Origin of the sequence: Sulfurovum sp., from assembly GCF_049668085.1 — a bacterium.
Taxonomy (GTDB): domain Bacteria; phylum Campylobacterota; class Campylobacteria; order Campylobacterales; family Sulfurovaceae; genus Sulfurovum.
Map to the genome: position 1 here is coordinate 13,040 of NZ_JBATIY010000116.1, position 19,716 is coordinate 32,755.

Annotated in this window: 20 protein-coding genes and 1 riboswitch; of the genes, 4 read left to right on the forward strand and 16 right to left on the reverse strand. The window is 37.2% G+C overall.

Going from position 1 to position 19,716, the window contains the following annotated elements; all coding sequences use genetic code 11:
- Nucleotides 1–6 precede the first annotated feature (6 nt).
- The 8 genes from WBM70_RS07450 to WBM70_RS07485 form a co-directional block, all read right to left on the reverse strand.
- The gene (locus WBM70_RS07450) at nucleotides 7–2,100 is read right to left on the reverse strand and encodes a TonB-dependent receptor (protein ID WP_424557871.1); all 2,094 of its coding nucleotides are present in this window, start codon (nucleotides 2,098–2,100) and stop codon (nucleotides 7–9) included.
- A 75-nt stretch (nucleotides 2,101–2,175) separates the two neighbouring features.
- Nucleotides 2,176–2,293: riboswitch (TPP riboswitch) on the reverse strand.
- 104 nt (nucleotides 2,294–2,397) lie between these two features.
- Nucleotides 2,398–2,664, reverse strand: coding sequence for a hypothetical protein (locus WBM70_RS07455; RefSeq protein ID WP_424557872.1), 267 nt, complete (start codon nucleotides 2,662–2,664; stop codon nucleotides 2,398–2,400).
- 295 nt (nucleotides 2,665–2,959) lie between these two features.
- The gene (locus WBM70_RS07460) at nucleotides 2,960–3,697 is read right to left on the reverse strand and encodes a metal ABC transporter permease (RefSeq protein ID WP_424557873.1); all 738 of its coding nucleotides are present in this window, start codon (nucleotides 3,695–3,697) and stop codon (nucleotides 2,960–2,962) included.
- Nucleotides 3,698–3,705: 8 nt separating this feature from the next.
- Nucleotides 3,706–4,584 (reverse strand): metal ABC transporter substrate-binding protein, encoded by an 879-nt coding sequence (locus tag WBM70_RS07465; RefSeq protein ID WP_424557874.1) that lies wholly within the window; start codon nucleotides 4,582–4,584, stop codon nucleotides 3,706–3,708.
- 1 nt (nucleotide 4,585) lies between these two features.
- Nucleotides 4,586–5,869: a hypothetical protein gene (locus WBM70_RS07470; RefSeq protein ID WP_424557875.1), complete on the reverse strand. Its 1,284-nt coding sequence runs from the start codon at nucleotides 5,867–5,869 to the stop codon at nucleotides 4,586–4,588.
- A 64-nt stretch (nucleotides 5,870–5,933) separates the two neighbouring features.
- Complete coding sequence (locus WBM70_RS07475) at nucleotides 5,934–6,287, reverse strand: hypothetical protein (protein ID WP_424557876.1); 354 nt, start codon at nucleotides 6,285–6,287, stop codon at nucleotides 5,934–5,936.
- Nucleotides 6,288–6,339: 52 nt separating this feature from the next.
- The gene (locus WBM70_RS07480) at nucleotides 6,340–6,708 is read right to left on the reverse strand and encodes a Fur family transcriptional regulator (RefSeq protein WP_424557877.1); all 369 of its coding nucleotides are present in this window, start codon (nucleotides 6,706–6,708) and stop codon (nucleotides 6,340–6,342) included.
- A gap of 251 nt (nucleotides 6,709–6,959) precedes the next feature.
- Nucleotides 6,960–8,159: a P-loop NTPase gene (locus WBM70_RS07485; RefSeq protein ID WP_424557878.1), complete on the reverse strand. Its 1,200-nt coding sequence runs from the start codon at nucleotides 8,157–8,159 to the stop codon at nucleotides 6,960–6,962.
- Nucleotides 8,160–8,342: 183 nt separating this feature from the next.
- Here WBM70_RS07485 and WBM70_RS07490 point away from each other — a divergent pair, with 183 nt between their 5' ends.
- The 4 genes from WBM70_RS07490 to WBM70_RS07505 are packed head-to-tail and all read left to right on the forward strand — an operon-like array spanning nucleotide 8,343 to nucleotide 12,015.
- Nucleotides 8,343–9,464 (forward strand): bifunctional 2-C-methyl-D-erythritol 4-phosphate cytidylyltransferase/2-C-methyl-D-erythritol 2,4-cyclodiphosphate synthase, encoded by a 1,122-nt coding sequence (locus tag WBM70_RS07490; RefSeq protein WP_424557879.1) that lies wholly within the window; start codon nucleotides 8,343–8,345, stop codon nucleotides 9,462–9,464.
- The gene (locus WBM70_RS07495; RefSeq protein ID WP_424557880.1) at nucleotides 9,461–10,342 is read left to right on the forward strand and encodes a response regulator; all 882 of its coding nucleotides are present in this window, start codon (nucleotides 9,461–9,463) and stop codon (nucleotides 10,340–10,342) included. Before WBM70_RS07490 ends, WBM70_RS07495 begins: the two co-directional genes overlap by 4 nt.
- Nucleotides 10,320–11,510, forward strand: coding sequence for a sulfate adenylyltransferase (locus WBM70_RS07500; RefSeq protein WP_424557881.1), 1,191 nt, complete (start codon nucleotides 10,320–10,322; stop codon nucleotides 11,508–11,510). The genes WBM70_RS07495 and WBM70_RS07500 overlap by 23 nt, the downstream gene beginning before the upstream one ends.
- 13 nt (nucleotides 11,511–11,523) lie before the next feature.
- Nucleotides 11,524–12,015, forward strand: coding sequence for a phosphatidylglycerophosphatase A family protein (locus tag WBM70_RS07505; protein WP_424557882.1), 492 nt, complete (start codon nucleotides 11,524–11,526; stop codon nucleotides 12,013–12,015).
- Here the strand turns inward: WBM70_RS07505 and WBM70_RS07510 are convergent.
- The 8 genes from WBM70_RS07510 to WBM70_RS07545 form a co-directional block, all read right to left on the reverse strand.
- On the reverse strand, nucleotides 12,012–12,668 hold the full coding sequence (locus tag WBM70_RS07510) for a hypothetical protein (RefSeq protein WP_424557883.1): 657 nt from the start codon (nucleotides 12,666–12,668) through the stop codon (nucleotides 12,012–12,014). The genes WBM70_RS07505 and WBM70_RS07510 overlap by 4 nt on opposite strands.
- Entirely contained in the window at nucleotides 12,661–14,109 is a 1,449-nt protein-coding gene (locus WBM70_RS07515) for a DUF3482 domain-containing protein (protein WP_424557884.1), read from the reverse strand. Before WBM70_RS07515 ends, WBM70_RS07510 begins: the two co-directional genes overlap by 8 nt.
- Nucleotides 14,055–15,437 (reverse strand): DUF2868 domain-containing protein, encoded by a 1,383-nt coding sequence (locus tag WBM70_RS07520; protein WP_424557885.1) that lies wholly within the window; start codon nucleotides 15,435–15,437, stop codon nucleotides 14,055–14,057. Before WBM70_RS07520 ends, WBM70_RS07515 begins: the two co-directional genes overlap by 55 nt.
- Nucleotides 15,438–15,453: 16 nt before the next feature.
- Nucleotides 15,454–16,728 carry a malic enzyme-like NAD(P)-binding protein gene (locus tag WBM70_RS07525; RefSeq protein ID WP_424557886.1) on the reverse strand — a complete coding sequence of 425 codons (1,275 nt, stop codon included), beginning with the start codon at nucleotides 16,726–16,728 and terminating at the stop codon, nucleotides 15,454–15,456.
- A 61-nt stretch (nucleotides 16,729–16,789) separates the two neighbouring features.
- Nucleotides 16,790–17,263: a hypothetical protein gene (locus WBM70_RS07530; RefSeq protein WP_424557887.1), complete on the reverse strand. Its 474-nt coding sequence runs from the start codon at nucleotides 17,261–17,263 to the stop codon at nucleotides 16,790–16,792.
- Nucleotides 17,260–17,736 (reverse strand): hypothetical protein, encoded by a 477-nt coding sequence (locus WBM70_RS07535; RefSeq protein WP_424557888.1) that lies wholly within the window; start codon nucleotides 17,734–17,736, stop codon nucleotides 17,260–17,262. Before WBM70_RS07535 ends, WBM70_RS07530 begins: the two co-directional genes overlap by 4 nt.
- Before the next feature lie 88 nt (nucleotides 17,737–17,824).
- Nucleotides 17,825–18,940: a 4Fe-4S binding protein gene (locus tag WBM70_RS07540; protein WP_424557889.1), complete on the reverse strand. Its 1,116-nt coding sequence runs from the start codon at nucleotides 18,938–18,940 to the stop codon at nucleotides 17,825–17,827.
- 3 nt (nucleotides 18,941–18,943) lie between these two features.
- The gene (locus WBM70_RS07545) at nucleotides 18,944–19,612 is read right to left on the reverse strand and encodes a TorD/DmsD family molecular chaperone (RefSeq protein ID WP_424557890.1); all 669 of its coding nucleotides are present in this window, start codon (nucleotides 19,610–19,612) and stop codon (nucleotides 18,944–18,946) included.
- Between the last annotated feature and the right edge of the window lie 104 nt (nucleotides 19,613–19,716).

The window sequence follows — 19,716 nt, forward strand, 5'->3', positions numbered from 1 at the left end:
ATTCTCCTAAAAATCGTATGTTACAGTGAGACCAACCGTTCTTGGTGCTCCCTGTTGTGTATAAAGTTCAGTTGCATAACCGTTCCCAGGGTTATTTCCAAAACTCCCAAAACCTCTCACCTGATAATCTTCATCAGTGATATTTCTAGCCCATGCAATTGCTCCCCAGTTTCCATTTGTATACTCTAAACTACTATTAAGTAATGCATATGAGTCAGATTTTTCATTATGTCTATTAGAGAAATAATAACTCCCTTTACCTTCCACATTGGTTTTGAATATCCAAGCATCTGCAAAAGAATAATCAAACCCTATATTATACTGATACTCTGGAGAATGAGCTGGAGTTCTACCATTCATATCTATAGCTGATGGATTAGGATCAACATAATCATCGAACTCAGCCTGAAGTAACCCAATACTTGAATATAAATGTAGACTGTCCGTAGGATAGTAGTGAAGCTCTGACTCTAAACCATAATAGTGACCCTCTGCTGCATTCGTCAAATAGTCAATAAAGTCTGTACTTCCATCAGGTCTTGGCAAAACCAAAGAACTTTTTACCTGCTGGTCTTTTCTCTTTCCATAAAAAATATTTAGCCGGCTGGTAAGTGTGTTTTCAAAATGACTGGAGTTTAACCCTGCTTCCAAGTTCCATAGATTCTCAGTTTCGTATTGTCTAGCTTCATCAGGCAGAGCATTATCATCATTCACTCCACCAGGTTTATAGCCTTTTGATAAAGAAATATAGTACAAACGGTCTGCAGCTTCTTGATAATTGAGTCCCACTTTACCACCAACTAAAGTTTCATCTGTATCGATAGAGATTAAATCAGAATCACGATATTTTGCATCCCAACCTTCTACTCTAAGTCCTGTTACAAGAGTCAATTTTGGATTAATTGCTGTATCCAACTGACCATAGATTGCTTTATTTGTTGTGTCATAAGTACTTCCAAATGGGCCACTAAGGTAAGTGTAATTTCTTGTAAGGTCTTCACTTGAATCTTTATAGTAAACGCCAATTGTCCAATCCGAAGAACCATTAAAGATACGTCCATCCTGATCTGAAACCAATCTTACATCAATATCTGTTTGTTTTCTTTCTCTGAGATATTGGTCAAAAGAACTATATGGATACAGAGAATCATCAAACTCACCAACATATGACCAATCTTCATCATAACTGTACTCAAAGTCTGAATCACTATAACTTACCCTTGATATCAAATGCATTTTTGGATTCACCTGATAGGTTGACTTTATAGCAAATGCATTAGTCTCCTGAGTATCTTTACCTGGTTCATCAGCATGTGATGTACGCGAGTTATCAAATGTAAAGGCATCATAACCATTATCTATATCTATATACATATAGTTTAGATCAATTGTATGTTTGTCAGACGCAAACCAACGTAGATGTGCCTTTGTAGTGAACTCATCAATATTATTTGTATCCTCTCTATTTAAATAACTGTTTTTCATATATCCATCACTGGTATTTTTATAAACAGAGATTCTACCAAGTAATGTATCGTTGATCAGTGTTCCTCCTACTGCAGCACCAAATGCTTTGGTATTATAGTCACCTATAGTCGCTTCAACATGTCCTTCAGTCTCTTTTGTAGGTTCGTTGCTCTCAAGACTCACAACACCTGCCATTCCGTTCGCACCAAAAGTTGTTCCCTGTGGTCCTCTAAGTACTTCGATCTGTTTTACATCGAACATAGTAACACCTAAAGTCGCGTTAGAAAAATCGATCCCGTCAACCATAAGACCTACTGATGGATTAACCGGTGTTGCATATTGGCTTCTTTCACCTATACCCCTGATTTGTATATATTTTGCTTTAGATGCCCCAGATGAAAAATTCACATTGGGTGTACTTGCCAAAGTTTCTATAAATGATTGGGTAGATTTATCATAGATCTCTTCTTCTCCTATTACAGTGACGCTATTAGCAGTTTCTGAAAGTTTCTCTTCCCTAAAGTCAGCACTTACAACGATAGGATCAAGCGTGGTTGTTTCTTCTGCAAATGCAGATGTGTTCAATAATGCATAAGCTGCGATGATCGAACCGGTTAGAATTTTGGATTTCATTTTATTTCCCTTAATATAATTTTATTTATGTAGGGGAAGGAATGTATATAAGAATGATAAAAATATTTATCGAAAGTTATCTACGAGTCTCTTCCTTACGCTGGTGTTATCCAGTTCAAGTTCAACGGGTCAGGTTTCTACACCATCTCAGCTATCTATCATAAAAAGATATCAAGCACCCCGAGAGTATTGACAATCGAACTATAGTTTAAATGGGATAAATATTACCTTAACTAGATTTTTAAAATATGGGAGGAAGGGAAAAGTGTAAGAAAGTGACGAGAGGAAAAGAGGTGTTTACTCTGTTTTCATCTCAACAAGCTCAGCAAGAAGTTCTTCGATCTCTTCTTCTTCAAGCTCATCACGGCCAAGTTCTTCGATGATAGCGAAACATTCTGTACGCATCTCTCTCATCTCTTCCAAATCTTCTTTTTGTTCTTTTGAAGCGGACTTTGCTTTGTCTATAGCACTAAAAAGTTCGTCTATAGCTACTTCAAGATCTGGAATGATCTCAAGTTCTAAAAGGTTTTTGAGTTTTTCTGCTGATGTCATTGTGTTTTCCATGTATTTATTTTTATGTAATTGTAGCGAAATAAATGAACAATAATTAAAAAAGTAACTGCATCTACCCAAATCGTACAGAACATCCCACTATAACAATTTTAAAAGTAAGAAAAAGATGAAACAAGAAAATCAAAAAGTACTAGACTTCTTTACAAGCTGATACGGACATATGACAGAAGATAACCTTTGAATACTCTATTGCTTCGCCCAAAGAAAATGATCAGACTGATAACTTAACTAACACCTGCTGTCACAAAAGGATATCCGTCTATCAAAAAACACATATGGATATGTATTATTTTTTCTGCTCACTTTTAGATGTTACCGTGACGATAGCAACAGTTAGAAGTGCGCCCATAAAGACAATACTATAACCTGTCGGTAAATCATACAAATAAGATATGACAATTGCACCAATGCTAAAAAACCACCCAAAAATAAAACTGATAAGCAATGGTCTTTTCACGTTTAAAGAAATAGAAACAAAAGGTGGTGCGATCAGAAGTACAAACACAACAAAAACGCCTGCAAGTGAAACTGAAGAAGTGACTGTGATCGCAAGAAGCGAGAAGAAAAAGAGTTCCCTAAAAAAGCCACTTAGTTTGGGATAGATAAAGTAAAGTGCCATGGCTATGAAAGTATAGATAATAATACTTTGCAAAACATCATTCAGAGGTGTAAAAAGTATATCGCTTGCTAAAAGCGATTTAAAATGCTCCATACCTTCAGAGGAGTGTGCAAGTACCATCATGATCCCACTGGCACCCAAAATATAAAGAATCCCTATATATGCTTCCAAATGAAGCTTTCTAGTCGAAGCGAAAGCGATCAAAAAAGCACATAACAGGGCAAAACTCAGAGTCAGAAGATAAAAGTACTCCTCATGAAAATAACCCAGGCTGATCGATGAACCAAGTGCGGCAAACTGTGCAATAGCAAGGTCTGTAAAGATAATCCCTCGCTTTAAAATTTCCATACCAAAATAGGCGTGAAGCATTACAAGCACAATAACCAAGAGAATTGGGATTAGCAAAATATCTATCATTTGATTGCACTTGTGAGATAGTCAAAAAGGGCACTCAAGTTATCAATATTTTTAAGTGCTTCTATATCATGTGGCATAAGAATAACCTTGATACCAGTTTTTTGGCTTATAAAATCAGCTGTTTTTGTCGAGTGATAGACATCATGTAAAATACAACACGGCTGTTCTTTTTTAATAAGATTAATTATATCAATAGTATGTTTTGAAGAAGGTGGGATCCCCGGAAGAGGTTCGATCGTTCCTATACTTAAAAGACCATATTCTTTATTAAAATAAGCGAGATTATCATGAAACTGAATCACTTTTAAGCCCTTTTTGTCTTTCATTTTCTTCTTCCAAATTGCCATTTTCTGATGCCAAACTTTAGAAAAATCATTATAGTTTTTTTTATAGATACCTCTGTTCTTCGTATCTATTTTACCCAGAAACTCTTCAATGATTTTTGCCAAGTTCAAGATATTTTTTGGACTTATATGAAAATGCGGGTTCCCATCAGGATGAACATCCCCATGTCTCCTGTCGACACTTTTTGGCTTGTTAATAAGCTTTATGTGGTGCGAAAGATTTAAAAATGTTTTTGTATTTGGCATCGTTTTGGGATTGCCGGCACGATTAATGATAGGAGGGAGCCAACCGATCTCAAGCTGCCCGCCATTCATGATCAGTGCGTCTGCATTTCTCATTTTACTGATGAGTGAAGGACGGGGAATGATAAAGTGAGGGTCCCAATTACCTTTTGCTAAAACCGTTATCGTGACATTTTCTCCACCTATAGTTTTTGTCAATGCACCAATATAAGGATAGCTCACCGCAATATTGAGGTGAGCGAACAAAGACAATGGCAAAAGTGTCAGTAAAGCAAGTATCTTTTTCATATTAAAATGCGTGTGCCGCATGCGCACCTATAGCAATATTAGCCTGTAACATTATCGTATCAAGGTTTTCTCTTAAACCATTTTCGTTGTACATAGCTTCATTACGGTTATACTGAAGTCTAAAGCGTGCAAATTCGCTCGTATGGTATTCTATCATTGCAGAATACTTGTTGAAATCGTCAGGTTTATTCGTATCAACGCCATTTTCCATCACATCATTTTGATAAATGGTATCATATCTAACGCCCATTCTCCAATTCATGTCATGGGTATAGATTAGCTGTGAATAGAGTCCACTCTGTTTTTTATTCACACTATTAAAATCTTCAGGTGTAGTTAGATCTTCATATACGACACCATCAAGCTCTCTACTTAGCCACTCCGTTTGCCATTTAAAAGATCGGTACGAGTCCAATGCATGCAATACGACTAGATCAGCACCATAAAGCTTTGCATCACCTTTAAACACGTGAGGATCTTCTTCATCTTCACTGTGATCTATAAGTGAATCACCCTGTGCGTAAGAAAGTCCACCGAAGATCGTAGTATCACCAATATCAAAAGAGGATTTCACATAACCTACATAAAGAGACGGTGCATTCGTTCCCTCTATACGGTCCTCCTCATCACCTGTAAACTCTTCAAGACTAACAGACTCATTTCCAAACATCTGTTCATTTTCACCCTGAAGGACCTCAAAGCCTGCCATGAGATAAAATGGTGTTGGTGCTGTCCACTGGAGCTGTACACCTAACTCATTGATACCATGCGTTCCCAAAAATGATTCATAAACAAGTGGCATATCTCCAAAATCCCAATAGTGATGGTGTTGTGCATTAATATATCCAAAATTTGAGAGAAGCTTACCACCTCTAAATCTCAATCCATTCCCTAGTGCTGTAGTTGTAAAGTAAGCCTCCTCTACTTCAACACCACTTTCGCTGAAGTGAAATGTACCATCCATACTGAAAAATGGATCCACACTGCTTGAGAGTATCAGCTCCGCATAGTTAAAATTAAATCCTTGCTTTGCGTTGTATGTAGCCTCATTACTACTACCGTGATCATGCTCTGCATAGAGACCATGTAATATACCTGGAAGTCCAAGATGTGAAAGCTCATCGTCTTTTATATTACGATTTACATAAGAGAAGTCAGTAATGAGAGAGATATCCGGAATATATTTTGAGTTGTCAAACGTTCTTTTCTCTTCATCTAAAAGTTGTGCTATGTCACCGTAAGAAAGTCCTGCACATAGCATGCTTGTTAATACTATTTTTTTCATAGTGTATTATCCTTTAATTATTAATATTTTTGTTTTTATAAATCTTTGTTGTTGAATTGTTTAATTATGAATAATATACTGGTGGTGCAGTAGCATTAAATCCTAGTGCTACGAATCTCTCAATGTATTTTGATTTTTTGACAATATCAATCTGCTTAAATTTTGGTACATCTGTATAGTCAAACCTTGGATTAATGACAACTTTTTCCACTTGTCTTCTTATTTTTACAGCAAGATTCTCATTAACCACAACCGCAGGACTATTGTGTTGATAAAGCTTCATCTTCTCAGATGTATCACAGACGTGGCATTCAGAGATCTCTTCTAGTTCGTGATGCTGAAAGTGAATGGTTCCACTCTGAAATGCCCATACAAAAAGAGCAATCAAGAGTAAATTAACAGACTGTTTTAGTTTCATAAAGATTGTCTCCTTTCGTATTATTAAATTAAGTGTTAAACTATGCGATAGATTACACTGATGCTAAACAAGATGGACATTTACCATTGATGATGACATTATTGATCTCATAATTTGGCAATGTGATATCTATACTTTTAATACATTCAACCCTACTGCACTCTACACAAACAAAATGTGCATGGGGATTCAGCTTAACTTCGAAATATCTTTTTTTATCATTAGATTCAAAAGCATTTAAGATGCCCTCTTCCTCAAACTTGGAAATATTCCTGTAAAAAGTCGCCTTATCCATAGAGATATCATTTTTGATCTCCTCATAACATAAAGGTCTCTCTGATTCTTTTAATATCTCCAAAAGCTTTACCCTTGCAGTAGTAAGTTTGATATTTTTATCTTTGATCAGTTCTTCAATTTTCATGGCGGGATTATAACTGAAGTTAAATTAAATGCGACTAAGTTGCATTTAATAAAATAAAAAAAACTAGAAGAAATGATTATTTATTAATCTACACTGTGAAAATTAGTAGGATATTTTCTACCAATCGTTTCGCTTTAGATAGTGTTAGATTTATTCTGAATTTTGGTGTGTACTGAAGGAGGTTATGTATAGTAATTGAATGAATTTAGCACCAAACTTCGGGATGAAGATGGTGCTAAAGAATGCGAAAATTAGTGGCAACCACATCCTGTTCCGCAGCTTTCACCTTCAGTTTTTGCAGGTGCTTCGGGTGCTGCGGCTGCAGTAGATGCTCCCGCACCTGTACTACATGCACTTACACCTGGAGGTGTTGTAGGCTGTACACCAGAGTTATCTGCTAAACCTTCAGCATTTACTTTCTCAATAAATTTCCATAGGTTAGTTGCTGCTTCCTGATAACGTTGAGCCGTCTCAGAATCTGGCTTGTGATAGGTTACTGGCATACCAGTATCCCCCCCTACTCTGATCGCTGGTTCTATCGGTATACGAGCGATAACCTCTGTGTCATACTCTTTTGCTACCGGTACTGTTGTGCCCATACCAAAGATATCAGATTCTGCATCACACGAAGGACAGATAAATCCTGACATATTCTCAATAATTCCAGCTGTTGGAATGTTCAATTTTTGGAACATATTTAATGAACGCCTAGAGTCATCTAGAGATACCTCTTGTGGTGTTGTCACAGTGATTCCCGCTGTAATTGGTATTGATTGTGCAAGTGAAAGCTGTGCATCACCTGTTCCTGGAGGCATATCAATTACAAGTACGTCAAGCTCAGACCAAAGAATATCTCTTAAGAACTGCTCTATCGCTTTCATGATCATAGAACCTCTCCATATAAGTGCAGCACCCTCCTCCATAAGAGAACCCATGGACATCATTTCTACACCATAGGCTTTCATAGGTTGTACCTTGTTCCCTTGGATTTCTGGTTTTTGACCGTCAACGCCCATCATACGAGGAATGTTCGGTCCATAGATATCTGCATCAAGAAGACCTACTTTTTTACCCTGCATCGCTAAAGCAACTGCCAAGTTTACTGAAGTCGTTGATTTACCAACACCTCCTTTACCAGAACTTACCATTACGAAGTTCTTTATATGTGGAGCCATATTTTTACCACTGACTGAGTTTGACATCTGTTTTGGAGCTTGAGGTGCATTGATATTTACATTTACCTCTTCAAAGCCAGCCTTTTTAAGTTCAGCTGTTGCATTTTCTGTAAGCTCTTGCTTTACTTCATCTGCTGATGATGTAATATCTAATGTCATTACTACTGTTGTTCCATCAACTACAATATCTTTTACAAACCCAAAAGTTACGACATCTTTCGTAAATCCTGGATACGTTACATTCTTTAATGCATCTAATACATTTTGTTCTGTCATGATGTATTCCTTCATTTATATGTTATGAAAGAGTTATACCACCAAAATCTTAAATAAGGGTTAAATTTTGATGATAATTGGCAAATAGGAGTAAAAAAGTCTGATTAAAGAATAAATAAGGCTTCTCTCTGTATACTTCGTTACTTATTGTTACATGCAATTAATATTAGACTAGGGGTTGATTTGTCAGACACTACATTAGTACTTCTGGGAGCTGGAAGTTCATCTCGATTTGGTGCAAATGTTAAGAAACAGTGGATCTACACAGACGAAAATCCGCTGTGGCTATATGTCGCGGAACATTTTGAAAGCAGTGCAATATTTAAGAAGATTATCATTGTCTCAAGTAGTGAAGAGATAGCTGCAATGAAAAACTTTGCATCCTATATATATGTAGAAGGTGGTAACAGTAGGCAAGCTTCTCTTAGTAATGCTCTTGAACATGTGAGTTCTAAATATGTACTTGTCTCCGATATCGCTCGATGTTGTATACCCTCAGAGATGATCACGCGCATCTTGGGGGCGAAACAAGAAGCAGCCTGTATCGTCCCTGTTCTAGCAGTTTCCGATACACTCTATCACAATAATCAACCCATTAATAGAGAAGAGGTAAAGATCATTCAAACACCTCAACTCTCTCGTACTGAATTACTCAAAGAGGCATTACAAACTGAAACACTCTTTACCGATGACTCTTCAGCTATTGCTTCATTGGGTGAGAAAGTACATTTTGTAGAGGGTTCTGTAAAAGCACATAAGCTTACAACACGTGAAGATTTACAAAAAGTAACTTGTCTTAAATCCCCTAGTACAAAAACACTGACTGGCTTTGGTATAGATATTCACCCTTTTGAAAAGGGAAAACCGATGTACCTTTGTGGTGTAGCAATTGATGTCGACTATGGATTTAAAGCTCATAGTGATGGCGATGTCGCTATTCATGCACTCATTGATGCACTTCTTGGTGCAGCTGGCATGGGTGATATTGGAGAGATTTACCCTGATACAGAAGAAACGTATGCAGGAGCAGATTCAAAAATGCTTCTTAGTGACACTGTAAAACGTATCAAATCTTTTGGTTTTGAGATAGGCAATATCGATATAACGATTATGGCGCAAGCGCCCAAACTTCTTCCTTATAAAGAAGAGATGAAAAAAACGCTAGCTTCTTTATTGGGGATACGACAAAATTTTGTCAACATTAAAGCTACAACGGCTGAAAAACTTGGCTTTGTAGGACGAAAAGAAGGTGTGACTGTTCACGCCGTAGCAAACTTAACTTATTTGAATTGGAAAAACATATGAAAATAATCATTGTAGAAAATGAACTCTATTTAGCGCAAAGTATCGCCTCTAAACTGAATGAAAATGGCTATGAGACAGAGATATACAGCTCTATCAAAGAAGCAATGAACAGTCAAGGTGATGTCTATCTACTCTCAACAAACTTGCCAGGACAGAATACTTCACCACTTATCAAAAAATTTAAAGATAAGATCATTATTTTGATGGTGAACTATATCAATAATGATACTGTTGGAGAACCTCTGAAACTTGGTGCAAAAGACTATATCGTTAAACCCTTTATGTTAGAAGACCTCATGCGTAAGATCGAACATTATAAAGAGTACCAGTCACTGAAAAAACAAACCTCTTTATATCAAGAGTATATGCAAAATCTACTACATGATATAGAGACCAATTTTGATATCACAGAGATCACTACACCGCTTGTGATAGAGACCAATTACCAAAGACTTGTTGATAAGATCGTTTTTGAACATGCTACGCAAACAAATACACTACTTACTTTCATACCTTTAAGCGATAAAACCTGGAAAGAGAAAATACAAAAAAGTAGCCCAAGTGCACTGCTTTATATTACTGAGATCCATCAACTCAAGAAGGCAGATAGAGAAGCTTTACTGGAGATGTTGAAAGAATATGAGTTCATCATATGTACCACAACAAACCTAGAGTCAGATTTTGCAACTATTACACTTAATACAGACTCCAAGTTGTATGACCAAAATGAGATCTTGACTATTGATGATTACGTCAAATTTATCGTCAATAGTTTTCAATACAAATTTCCAGATACAGAACTCTCTAAAAAACTAGGTATCTCAAGAAAAAGTTTATGGGAAAAAAGGAAAAAGTATGGCCTCTTCAAAAAGAAATAGATCACTCTATATTGATACTGAAGCCCTATCTACTTTAGCATTAGTAAAATCAGGACTTATCTCACCTGTAGAAAAGCTGATGAATAAAGAAGAGGCACAAAAAGTAGATGAGACTAAAATGTACAAGGGTGTACCCTTCCCTTTTTCTTTTATCCTTGCCCCTCAAGGTAAAAAAAATCATCAGACCTTGCTAACCTTGGTAAAAGGTGAGGTTGTCACACTTATTAATGAAGGGAAAGAGGTTGGTGAGCTCACGGTAGAAGAAACATTTGATGTAAACCCTGCTCAACGATTACATAATATCTACGGTACTTCAGACCAGACACACCCTGGGGTGAGAAATACTACCGTAAGGCTTGGAAAATTAGCTGTATCTGGAGAATACACTGTCTCTTATCCACTCATAGAAGATAACATGAAGCGTATTAAAAACATGATCAATCGAACAGGGGCAAAGCAAATCTCATCGATGATGCTAGCAGCAAACCCTTTGAACCGTGCACATGAGAGAATGATACGTGAAGCTATCAGTAACTCCGATCTTCTTGTGATTTTTTTACGTAAACCTTTTACCAGTGAAGGTCTTCGTTATGATATACGACATAATGCACTGAATACTTTTATTGACAATTTTTTACCACGCAATAAAGTACTGATCATACCTTTTGAAAATACGTATATCTTTGCCGGATATAATGAACTTATACTGGATGCCCTTTTAGCTAAAAACTATGGATGTAGTCAACTGGTTATCGGTAAAAATCATGGCGGGCTAGGTTTATATTATGATAAAAATCGTTTAAGTTCTGTCTTTGATTGTTGTGAGGATATTAACATTGAGATCAAAACAATTGATGAGTATGTCTATTGTGACACCTGTAAAACACTTGTCAGTACGAGAACTTGTCCACATGGGCAGCACCATCATGTACACTATGATTCTGAATCTATTATGAAACTCATACTAGCAGGGCTCATTCCTCCGTCTATCTTGGTCAGAAAAGAAGTTTCAGCTAACATATTGGCAGCTCTTCTACCTGACAGATTTGAAAACCTGCAAGAGATGCACTACTCTTTGATGCCAGGTTCAGGCTTATTGGAACAACAGAGTGAAGAGCAGTTTTATTTAAAACTTATCGAACTGTATCAAACTTCATCGTTGACATAACACAAGGGACCTTATGACAATTCAAAAACTTTTTTTAACATTCTTTGGTGCAGGGCTTAGTCCTAAAGCACCTGGTACTGTAGGTACACTGGCATCACTTCCTGTGGGAATAGCTATTATTTACTACTTTGGTACAGAAACACTTTTTATGTTCACACTAGCCATAACCGTCATAGGTATCTTTGAGGTCAACAAATATGAACAAGCCACAGGTATTCATGACCATCAGCAGATTGTCATAGATGAAGCAGCTGGTATGTGGCTCAGTCTTATGATAGCTTATTCAACGGGTACCGCCATGAATTATCCCTATGCTGAGATATTAGCAATAATATTCAGTTTCGCTGCATTCCGTCTTTTTGACATTTGGAAACCCTCAACTATAGGCTGGATTGACAGAGAATTTAAAGGTGGTCTTGGCGTAATGCTAGATGATGTATTGGCAGGAATTGCCGGTGGACTGCTGAGTGCCTTACTTCTTATGGGGATAGGGAAACTTTTCTAAAAGTTTTTTCTTCTCTTTATTCTTTTCTCCTTATCATTAGGAAACGCATCAAAAAACATCCCGATCACAGATATTAACATGATCAGATAAGCCACAAATCTTGTCACCCCTGCTATCATAGATTCATAGGCCAACAATCCCATTGCACTGAGCATATAGTTAAAATCATGAATGGCATCTACCCCTAAAAAAGATTTATGTGCCGGTAGAATAAGACCTTCATGTGCGGTGGAGATATACCACGCTGTATATTGAAGAGAGAAACCCACAAAAAAGAGTGCGATCAATGCAGCAAAACTGTTACCTTTTTTATAATAATAGTAACCGATCAAAGCGGGGAAAAGAAGTTGAAAGACCGTTCCATTTGCCATCGTAATAAACTCTGGACAAGGTAAGATATAGCAAACGCCGTGTCCTCCTTCATGCACGATACCCAAAGTCTGATTGGCTACAAAAAAATACAAGGTGAATATCGTCTGTAATACAGAGTCACTCTTCTGATAATCTGGTTCCCAGGGTGCGTAGTGAGGAAAAAGTAATAAGAATAGTACAAAGATGACCAATGTAACTCTCTTTGCAAGTCGTGAAGATTCAATCTGTTCACCCTCACCTTGATCTTGATGTAAATGTTTAAAAGGATTTATCCTAGGCATCGATCAAATGCTTTAATATACGCTTGATGATCTCTTCATACTCTTTAAGTTCCCCTGCCTCTAAAGCTTTTTCTGAACGAAACTTTTTATGGTACTTTTCTAAAGCGTTTCTTGAGGTGTCATCTAACCATTTATCCTTAAAGGTTTGATCCATCTCTATATCAAACACTTCTCTCTTGGCATGTGATATTTGCGCTACTTTCATCGTATGATACATGGCACGCCCCAGTAAAATATAGGGGAAGTTTCTATTTTCCATAGGACCCATCTCTAAATAACGCCTACCCATGGTCTGGCCCAGGACTTTGACTTCAGAGAGCTCATTAAAGCCAAAATATGCACCTGTTCCACCTACCAATGCACCTATAGCACCACCCAATAACAGTGTATGGCCAGCTAAAAGCAAATCGATCCCTGCACCTGTGACTGCTCCAGAAGTTGCACCTGTAATAATAAGTTCTTTACGTGTCAAACCAAATACAGAGGCTGTCTCTTCAGAAAAAAGATCGAGCCCTTCTAAAGTTAAGACTTTTTTTTCTTTCTGTAGGTGACCATGGTTCCAAACCTCTTCTATACTCTTTTGCGTAGAAACCTCTAAATCCCGTAAACGGTCTTTGTAGTTACTTTCTATCTTCTCTTTTTCACTTTCACTTGCCTCTTGGGTATAGAAATAGAGTTTTTCTACCATACTGACAGAATCATATACCAAGTTGGACACTAATGATGCACTTCGTTCAAGCATCTGTTCCTTGTATTGCTTAAGAAGTTTGATCGATGCCTTTACTGGCCCGATCCATTCTTCTTTTAGCTGTGCTATGCTCTCCAAAATACTCATGTGCTGTTCAATACTTGCCTGCATAGGATTATAGGTACGTACCATTCGAAAGTATTGTTCCAGTGCTTTTTTCCACTCTTCACTATAATCAGTATCATCGATATGATTAATGAGTGCCATAGAAGGTTGACCAGTCCAGCGAAGTATCTCCATCTCTGTTTCGTACTCTTCTCCGTAAGGTTGTGAACCATCTACCACATAAATAATGCCAGCACCCTCCATAATAGGTTCAAGTAACTCTATTTCATCATTAAATCGTTCATCTTCTTTATATTTATGTATAAATGCCTGTACCACTTCAGGTTTTTTATGGGCAGGAACATCATGTTTTTCAAGCCATGCAAGTACCCTTCGTGCACGTTGAAAACCAGGGGTATCAAAGAGTTCATATAAGACTTTCCCATCAACACTTAAAGGAAAACTACGTCGTTTTGTTGTGGTTCCCGGTGTATCTGATATCTGCACAGAATCATCAAGTGCTAGTGCTGAAACGATAGAGCTTTTCCCTTTGTTAGGATGTCCGACAACAGCAAATTTAGGGTGTGTAGTTGTCATCTTTTTAACCATACTTTCATATTTTTCGATAATGAGAGTTTGTTCTCCCAAACATCTATTTCTTTATCCACTGATGCATAATTATTTTTCTTTGTACCTATAGGCATGACGATCACTTTATCTACTTTATCAGTCAACTCACTTAAATAATCTACAAAATCCATCGTTGGGGGCTCCCAGCCCTTTACTAACAGGAGTACCTCACCATGACTTTTAGAGATCACTTCAGAATCCTCTTCAAAAGTATTCGCACCTCCTGCTTCAAAATAATTAGGTGCTATGACCTGCATGCTGTCACCAAAAAGTAAAAGTTTGTCATGTGGTATAGCCCAGCCATGTATACTATCATAGGATGCATCCAAGGTGTTTACTATTTGACTATAGCTCTTCTCATTAGGAGTAAAGGTGCTCTCTCTTATGTTCGCATGTGTAGAGATGATTGGTTCATTGATCTCTCTAAGTAATTTTCTTGCTCCATCCAGTGTTAAGAGTGATTGCTTTACCGCATAATTAAATCCAAAATAAGCAAGTATACACATCAATATACGTAAGAATACCGCATAAAATATCGTAGCCAAAGCCAAAAATTTCCACCACTCTCCAAGTGCAGAGGCATGTGCGATCATTTCATCATCTAGTTTGTCTCCGAGTCTAAAGTATTGACTCTGCTCAATGAGTTCAAGGGATGGAACAGCATCAGGAACTATCTCTCTCCATGGAAAGGCCAAGCTATGTAAAAATCCATGAAACTCTTCGGTACTGATATGTAATGTAGTGCTCCATGCAAAAGCAATGTCTTTCGTCACAACTACACCCAAAAGAGATATCAGTAATCCAAATGAAAAAAACAAAACAATAATTTGAGACCGCTTGATGATAATCCAGTTTGCAAGTAAAGAGTTGAATTCCAATGCTGTGATATTCTCTTCCATTTTCCCGGGCAACAAACTCAATATTTTCTCCATCCAAAAAGCAGGAGAAAGGTGTACCAATACACTCTCTGTACTGCTGGCTCTGAACATCGCAAGAAGCGTGAGTATCATAGTAAAAAGAGGGAAAAAAACAGCCACAGCGATAAAATAAATAACATTGACTGGTTCCTGTCCATTGTAGGAGAGTAATCCCACACCCGCTAAGATTCCTAAAGCGAATGCTATCAGTACCAGTGCAAATGTCACCCGGTACAGATAAGAGGAAAAAGTCTCACTTAACAGTGGCTTTTTCAAACTCTTTTTATTTGCATCTATCCATGTGAGAAGTTGTTCTATAGGTTTATTTTTCAACATTACATGAGTGATTCCAAAGGCACGATTCTCTTCACGTGTATAAGGATTGATCTTTAACAGTTCGTTAAGGTTTACATAGGATTCTATATTCATTATTTATGTAACACCGTTATTCTTCTTCTGGTGTTCTATAGATGATGCATCTTAAATGCTCTGTATATACTTCATGTTCATAACTCTCAACACGTGCGACACCCTCTTCAAATGCAGCTTTGGCTACAGCAGAAGCAACCCATATCAATACTTCTTTGTTAAAAGGAAGAGGAATAATATGTTCTTTCCCAAAGACAAGATCTTGATTATGATATGCAGCCTTTACATAATAGGGTACTGGCTCTTTAGCCAATGCTGCCAACGCTTTTGCTGCTGCCATTTTCATACCTTCAGTGATCTTCTTGGCATGTACATCCAGGGCACCTCTAAAAATAAAAGGAAAGCCCAGTACATTATTTATCTGATTTGGATAATCTGAACGACCAGTTCCTATAATCGCATCATCTCTTACCTCTTTTACTTCAGAAGGTAAAATTTCCGGAGTAGGATTTGCCAAAGCGAAGATGATAGGTTCTGGTGCCATTTTGCCTACCATCTCTTTTGTCAATGCCCCTGCAACACTCAAACCTAAGAACATATCTGCATTTACGATCACATCTTCCAGCGTTTTAGCATCTGTCTCTACAGCAAATGGTGCTTTATATTTATTTAGATCTGTTCTATTTGTAGTAAGTACGCCTCTACTGTCACACATAATAATATTTTTTACACCTAAGCGCTGATACATCTTTGCACATGAGATCCCTGCTGCACCTGCACCATTCACAACTATTTTGATCTCTTCAACTTTTTTACCGGTTAGTTCAAGTACATTCATTAATCCAGCAGTTGTAATGATTGCAGTTCCGTGCTGATCATCATGAAACACAGGAATATCCAATGCTTCTTGTAACTGTTTCTCTATTTCAAAACATTGAGGGGCTTTAATATCTTCTAAGTTGATACCACCAAAAGTTGGTGAGATCGCTTTACATGTAGTGACGATCTCTTCTATGGTATGCACATCCAATTCTATATCAAAAGCATCTACATCTGCAAACTTTTTAAAAAGTACAGATTTTCCCTCCATCACTGGTTTAGATGCAAGAGGTCCAATGTTTCCAAGTCCAAGAACTGCTGAACCGTCAGAGATCACAGCAACTAGGTTAGAACGATTGGTGTACTTAAAAGAGAGGTTTTCATCTCCGGCAATTTCAAGACATGGTATAGCCACTCCTGGGGTGTAGGCAAGTGAAAGTTCGTGTTGAGAGTCACAAGGTTTTGTCAGGTCTATCCCTATCTTTCCTTGCTCATGATATTTCAACACTTCTTCTTTGGTTATAGGAGACATTTGTGACCTTACAGTTTTCATATAAAATATTATACTGCAAGTATGATAAGGGTAACTCTAATTATTGTGGGAAATACTCTTCGATAATTTGTGGAAAGAGTTTCATCGTTTTTCTAGCTTTGTCAATTTTAGGCTGAAATACCTCTGCAGAGTTTGGAAACTTTGTCATACACTCTGTATAAATTGAAATTTTCTCTTCCATATGTGTTTCCAGTGCATCAAGTACTGATTGCATATTTTCTCTACTCGTTGCAAACTTCATCAGTAGTTCAAACATACGTTTACGTGGATGAATGGCCATAGAGTCTCCTGCAGCAAGCGCAATGTCTTTAATATCCCATCTTGAAATATAAATACCACTTACATGTGGAGCGATAAGCTTTGCATAGAGTGCTTCTGTATAGGAAGGGTAATCTTTAAGATCTACCTCTTCATCAGCAGCACACTGTCCATCTGGACCAAATGCAGGTTTTCCATTAAAATTTTGTGCACTCATGTTCTCAAATTCTTTTCTTAGATCGTCCATTTCTCTCATTTTTTATCTCCTATTAGTAGCGGAATATCATCCACATCGATTTTGGCATCAAACCATCTATTTGCGATAAGCATCATTTTTGTGACGAAGATGATCTGGTCATCCAGAAACTCTGGTCTGTCATAGAGTGCTTTTGCTTCATCATCCAGACAAAATCCTTTGACTTTTCCATCAGTCACTTCTACAAAGTCTACACGTCCTTCTCTCTGTGCACAACTGTTCAGATTTCCACAATAAGGTACTGCTTTGATCCCAAACTCTTTTTCTATCATCATTTGCGTCACTTTTGATTCGCCGACATTCTTCATCGTAAAATCAAAATGTTCATCTGTAATATTCAATGCGATCGCCGTAGCATTAATACCATTACGTTTCATGATTTTATTAAAATATTTTCTCATGTATCCTGTCTGGGCATTATGCCCCAGTATAGTACAGAGTCCTGTATCGGGCTTGATTTCATGTGGTTGCATTATATATTTCTCCTTGAAAATGAGCAAAGCCCCTCTTCAATTCCTCTCACTAAAGTTTCGCCTATAGGCTCAAAAAAATAATACATTTTTATTCTTCTTCCCCTCTCATGCGTATTGCATTATCGTGTAAGAACATAGCCTCTTCTTCCTCAACCGCACAACGTGGACAAGTCTGTTCTCCACCTGTGTAGGTAAAGTTGTTCCCACACTCATTACAACGTTTGATGTTAAACGTTGCAAGTGTTCTCTGTGTAGGTTCAAAAAACTCTTTAATCTCAAATCCACTTTGTAGCTGAATAGCATCTGGTTCACATACATCATGACACAAACGGCACTTCACACAAAGCATCGCATCAAAATGTATCAGTGAGAACTTACCATTAGAGGAAAGTGCCCCCGTAGGACAGATACGGTAACATATCTGACAGTTGGTACAACTCTCATCCACAAACTTTTGTGAAGTAAAACTCACTTCTTCTTCAGGTAATACTTCAAAAATATCCGGAATATTTGCACGTTTGAGTGTCGTAAAAAGTATCTTACGTTTATTTGGCAGATTTTTATCTTTTATCTTAGATATGACAGAAGCATCTATCTCAAATTTTTGTAATTCATCTTCATCCACTGCATCATCAAATGCTTTTTTATGTTTTACTACACCTTCAAGTGAAGCATTCCCTAAAAAAGAACGTCTTGAAGTCACTTCATCTTCACTTTCCGATTCATTCTCTTTTTTTGGTTCTTTTGATGCTATATGGTTTGTACTGAGTTGTTTTTTAGAAAAACTGGACAAGACAAAATTTGCTTCGTCTATACGATTTTCAATATGTTCAAACAGTAAAGAGTCTTCATCATAAGAACTTAGATCGATCGTGATCTTTTCATCACTTGCCAAAGCCAAAGAGATCAAATGTTCTACACTTAGCACCGAGATACAAGGTACATTGATCTTAGGTGAGATTAGTCTTACTTTAGACTCTAAAAAAGAAAAGAAAAACTCTGTGGTAGAAAAGTCTGAAAGTGCAAAAGCTTCTGTAGGGCATACACCCACACATGCAGCTGCTTCTGTACCTGTAGACAGAGAAAAACTTGGAAGATTGTCTACCAGGCTTATAGAATCTGGACAGATATCTACACACTTGGTACACTGGGAGAATTTACTAGTTGCTCTTACACATGCACTGACATCAAAATGTAAACCCATAAACTACGCTTCATCCCCACAGTGAGTTGATAATTTTTCTGTCACATATTCAAAATCACTTAGTAAAAACTCTAAAGCAAGTTCAGAGCCATCATGATAAAGAGGCGTACGTGACTCTCTTTTTGCATTGATAAGGAAAAGCGGCGCCCACTCTAAAAGATGTTCTTTTAAGAATGCACGCTGTACTTGAAGAAGTTCACAAATACCATCTTTATCCTCCGCAGCCAAAGCTTTTTGAAGTGCCACACATAACATATACATAAACTCCAGTTCCACACCTATATGGTCAGCACTCACTACTCTTGCAGTATCCAGTTCAACACGGAAATCCAGGTCATTATAGAGTTCAACGATAGGGTTGTCTCCACCACTTTCGATCATTTGATCATCTCTTGTGTAGAAACTTTCATAAGGTACCAAGTGCATTAAAAATAGATTTGTAAAATCCACATTATAGTATTGATCTATAAGCTCGGCACGTGAAAATTCTTTACGTTTGGGCCAATCTCTATAGTTAGGGAAAAACGATAAAAGTCTCTCATCACTCTCAATATTTTCTAAAAATGTCTCATCTACTTCTACAAGCATTAATCTTGAGATCAAAGCATAAATTGCTATACGATTTTCTATCTCTTGTTTCATTAAATCCATGTTATATACATCTGCTTTCATGTTAAATATTTTGGCACTATACCACTTTCAAGATAAATAAGTAATAAGAAAATTAATTATCTGGGAAATTGTATAATGTAGACACTCCCAAGCAAATGCTTGGA

Excerpts from the sequence above, each read along its gene's own strand:
- WBM70_RS07530 (WP_424557887.1), bottom strand. The coding sequence starts at position 17,263 with ATGAGAGAAATGGACGATCTAAGAAAAGAATTTGAGAACATGAGTGCA.
- WBM70_RS07450 (WP_424557871.1), bottom strand. The coding sequence starts at position 2,100 with ATGAAATCCAAAATTCTAACCGGTTCGATCATCGCAGCTTATGCATTA.
- WBM70_RS07475 (WP_424557876.1), bottom strand. The coding sequence starts at position 6,287 with ATGAAACTAAAACAGTCTGTTAATTTACTCTTGATTGCTCTTTTTGTA.
- WBM70_RS07480 (WP_424557877.1), bottom strand. The coding sequence starts at position 6,708 with ATGAAAATTGAAGAACTGATCAAAGATAAAAATATCAAACTTACTACT.
- WBM70_RS07465 (WP_424557874.1), bottom strand. The coding sequence starts at position 4,584 with ATGAAAAAGATACTTGCTTTACTGACACTTTTGCCATTGTCTTTGTTC.
- WBM70_RS07500 (WP_424557881.1), top strand. The coding sequence starts at position 10,320 with ATGGCCTCTTCAAAAAGAAATAGATCACTCTATATTGATACTGAAGCC.
- WBM70_RS07505 (WP_424557882.1), top strand. The coding sequence starts at position 11,524 with ATGACAATTCAAAAACTTTTTTTAACATTCTTTGGTGCAGGGCTTAGT.
- WBM70_RS07470 (WP_424557875.1), bottom strand. The coding sequence starts at position 5,869 with ATGAAAAAAATAGTATTAACAAGCATGCTATGTGCAGGACTTTCTTAC.
- WBM70_RS07540 (WP_424557889.1), bottom strand. The coding sequence starts at position 18,940 with ATGGGTTTACATTTTGATGTCAGTGCATGTGTAAGAGCAACTAGTAAA.
- WBM70_RS07525 (WP_424557886.1), bottom strand. The coding sequence starts at position 16,728 with ATGTCTCCTATAACCAAAGAAGAAGTGTTGAAATATCATGAGCAAGGA.
- WBM70_RS07455 (WP_424557872.1), bottom strand. The coding sequence starts at position 2,664 with ATGGAAAACACAATGACATCAGCAGAAAAACTCAAAAACCTTTTAGAA.
- WBM70_RS07535 (WP_424557888.1), bottom strand. The coding sequence starts at position 17,736 with ATGCAACCACATGAAATCAAGCCCGATACAGGACTCTGTACTATACTG.
- WBM70_RS07485 (WP_424557878.1), bottom strand. The coding sequence starts at position 8,159 with ATGACAGAACAAAATGTATTAGATGCATTAAAGAATGTAACGTATCCA.
- WBM70_RS07545 (WP_424557890.1), bottom strand. The coding sequence starts at position 19,612 with ATGAAAGCAGATGTATATAACATGGATTTAATGAAACAAGAGATAGAA.
- WBM70_RS07495 (WP_424557880.1), top strand. The coding sequence starts at position 9,461 with ATGAAAATAATCATTGTAGAAAATGAACTCTATTTAGCGCAAAGTATC.
- WBM70_RS07520 (WP_424557885.1), bottom strand. The coding sequence starts at position 15,437 with ATGAATATAGAATCCTATGTAAACCTTAACGAACTGTTAAAGATCAAT.
- WBM70_RS07510 (WP_424557883.1), bottom strand. The coding sequence starts at position 12,668 with ATGCCTAGGATAAATCCTTTTAAACATTTACATCAAGATCAAGGTGAG.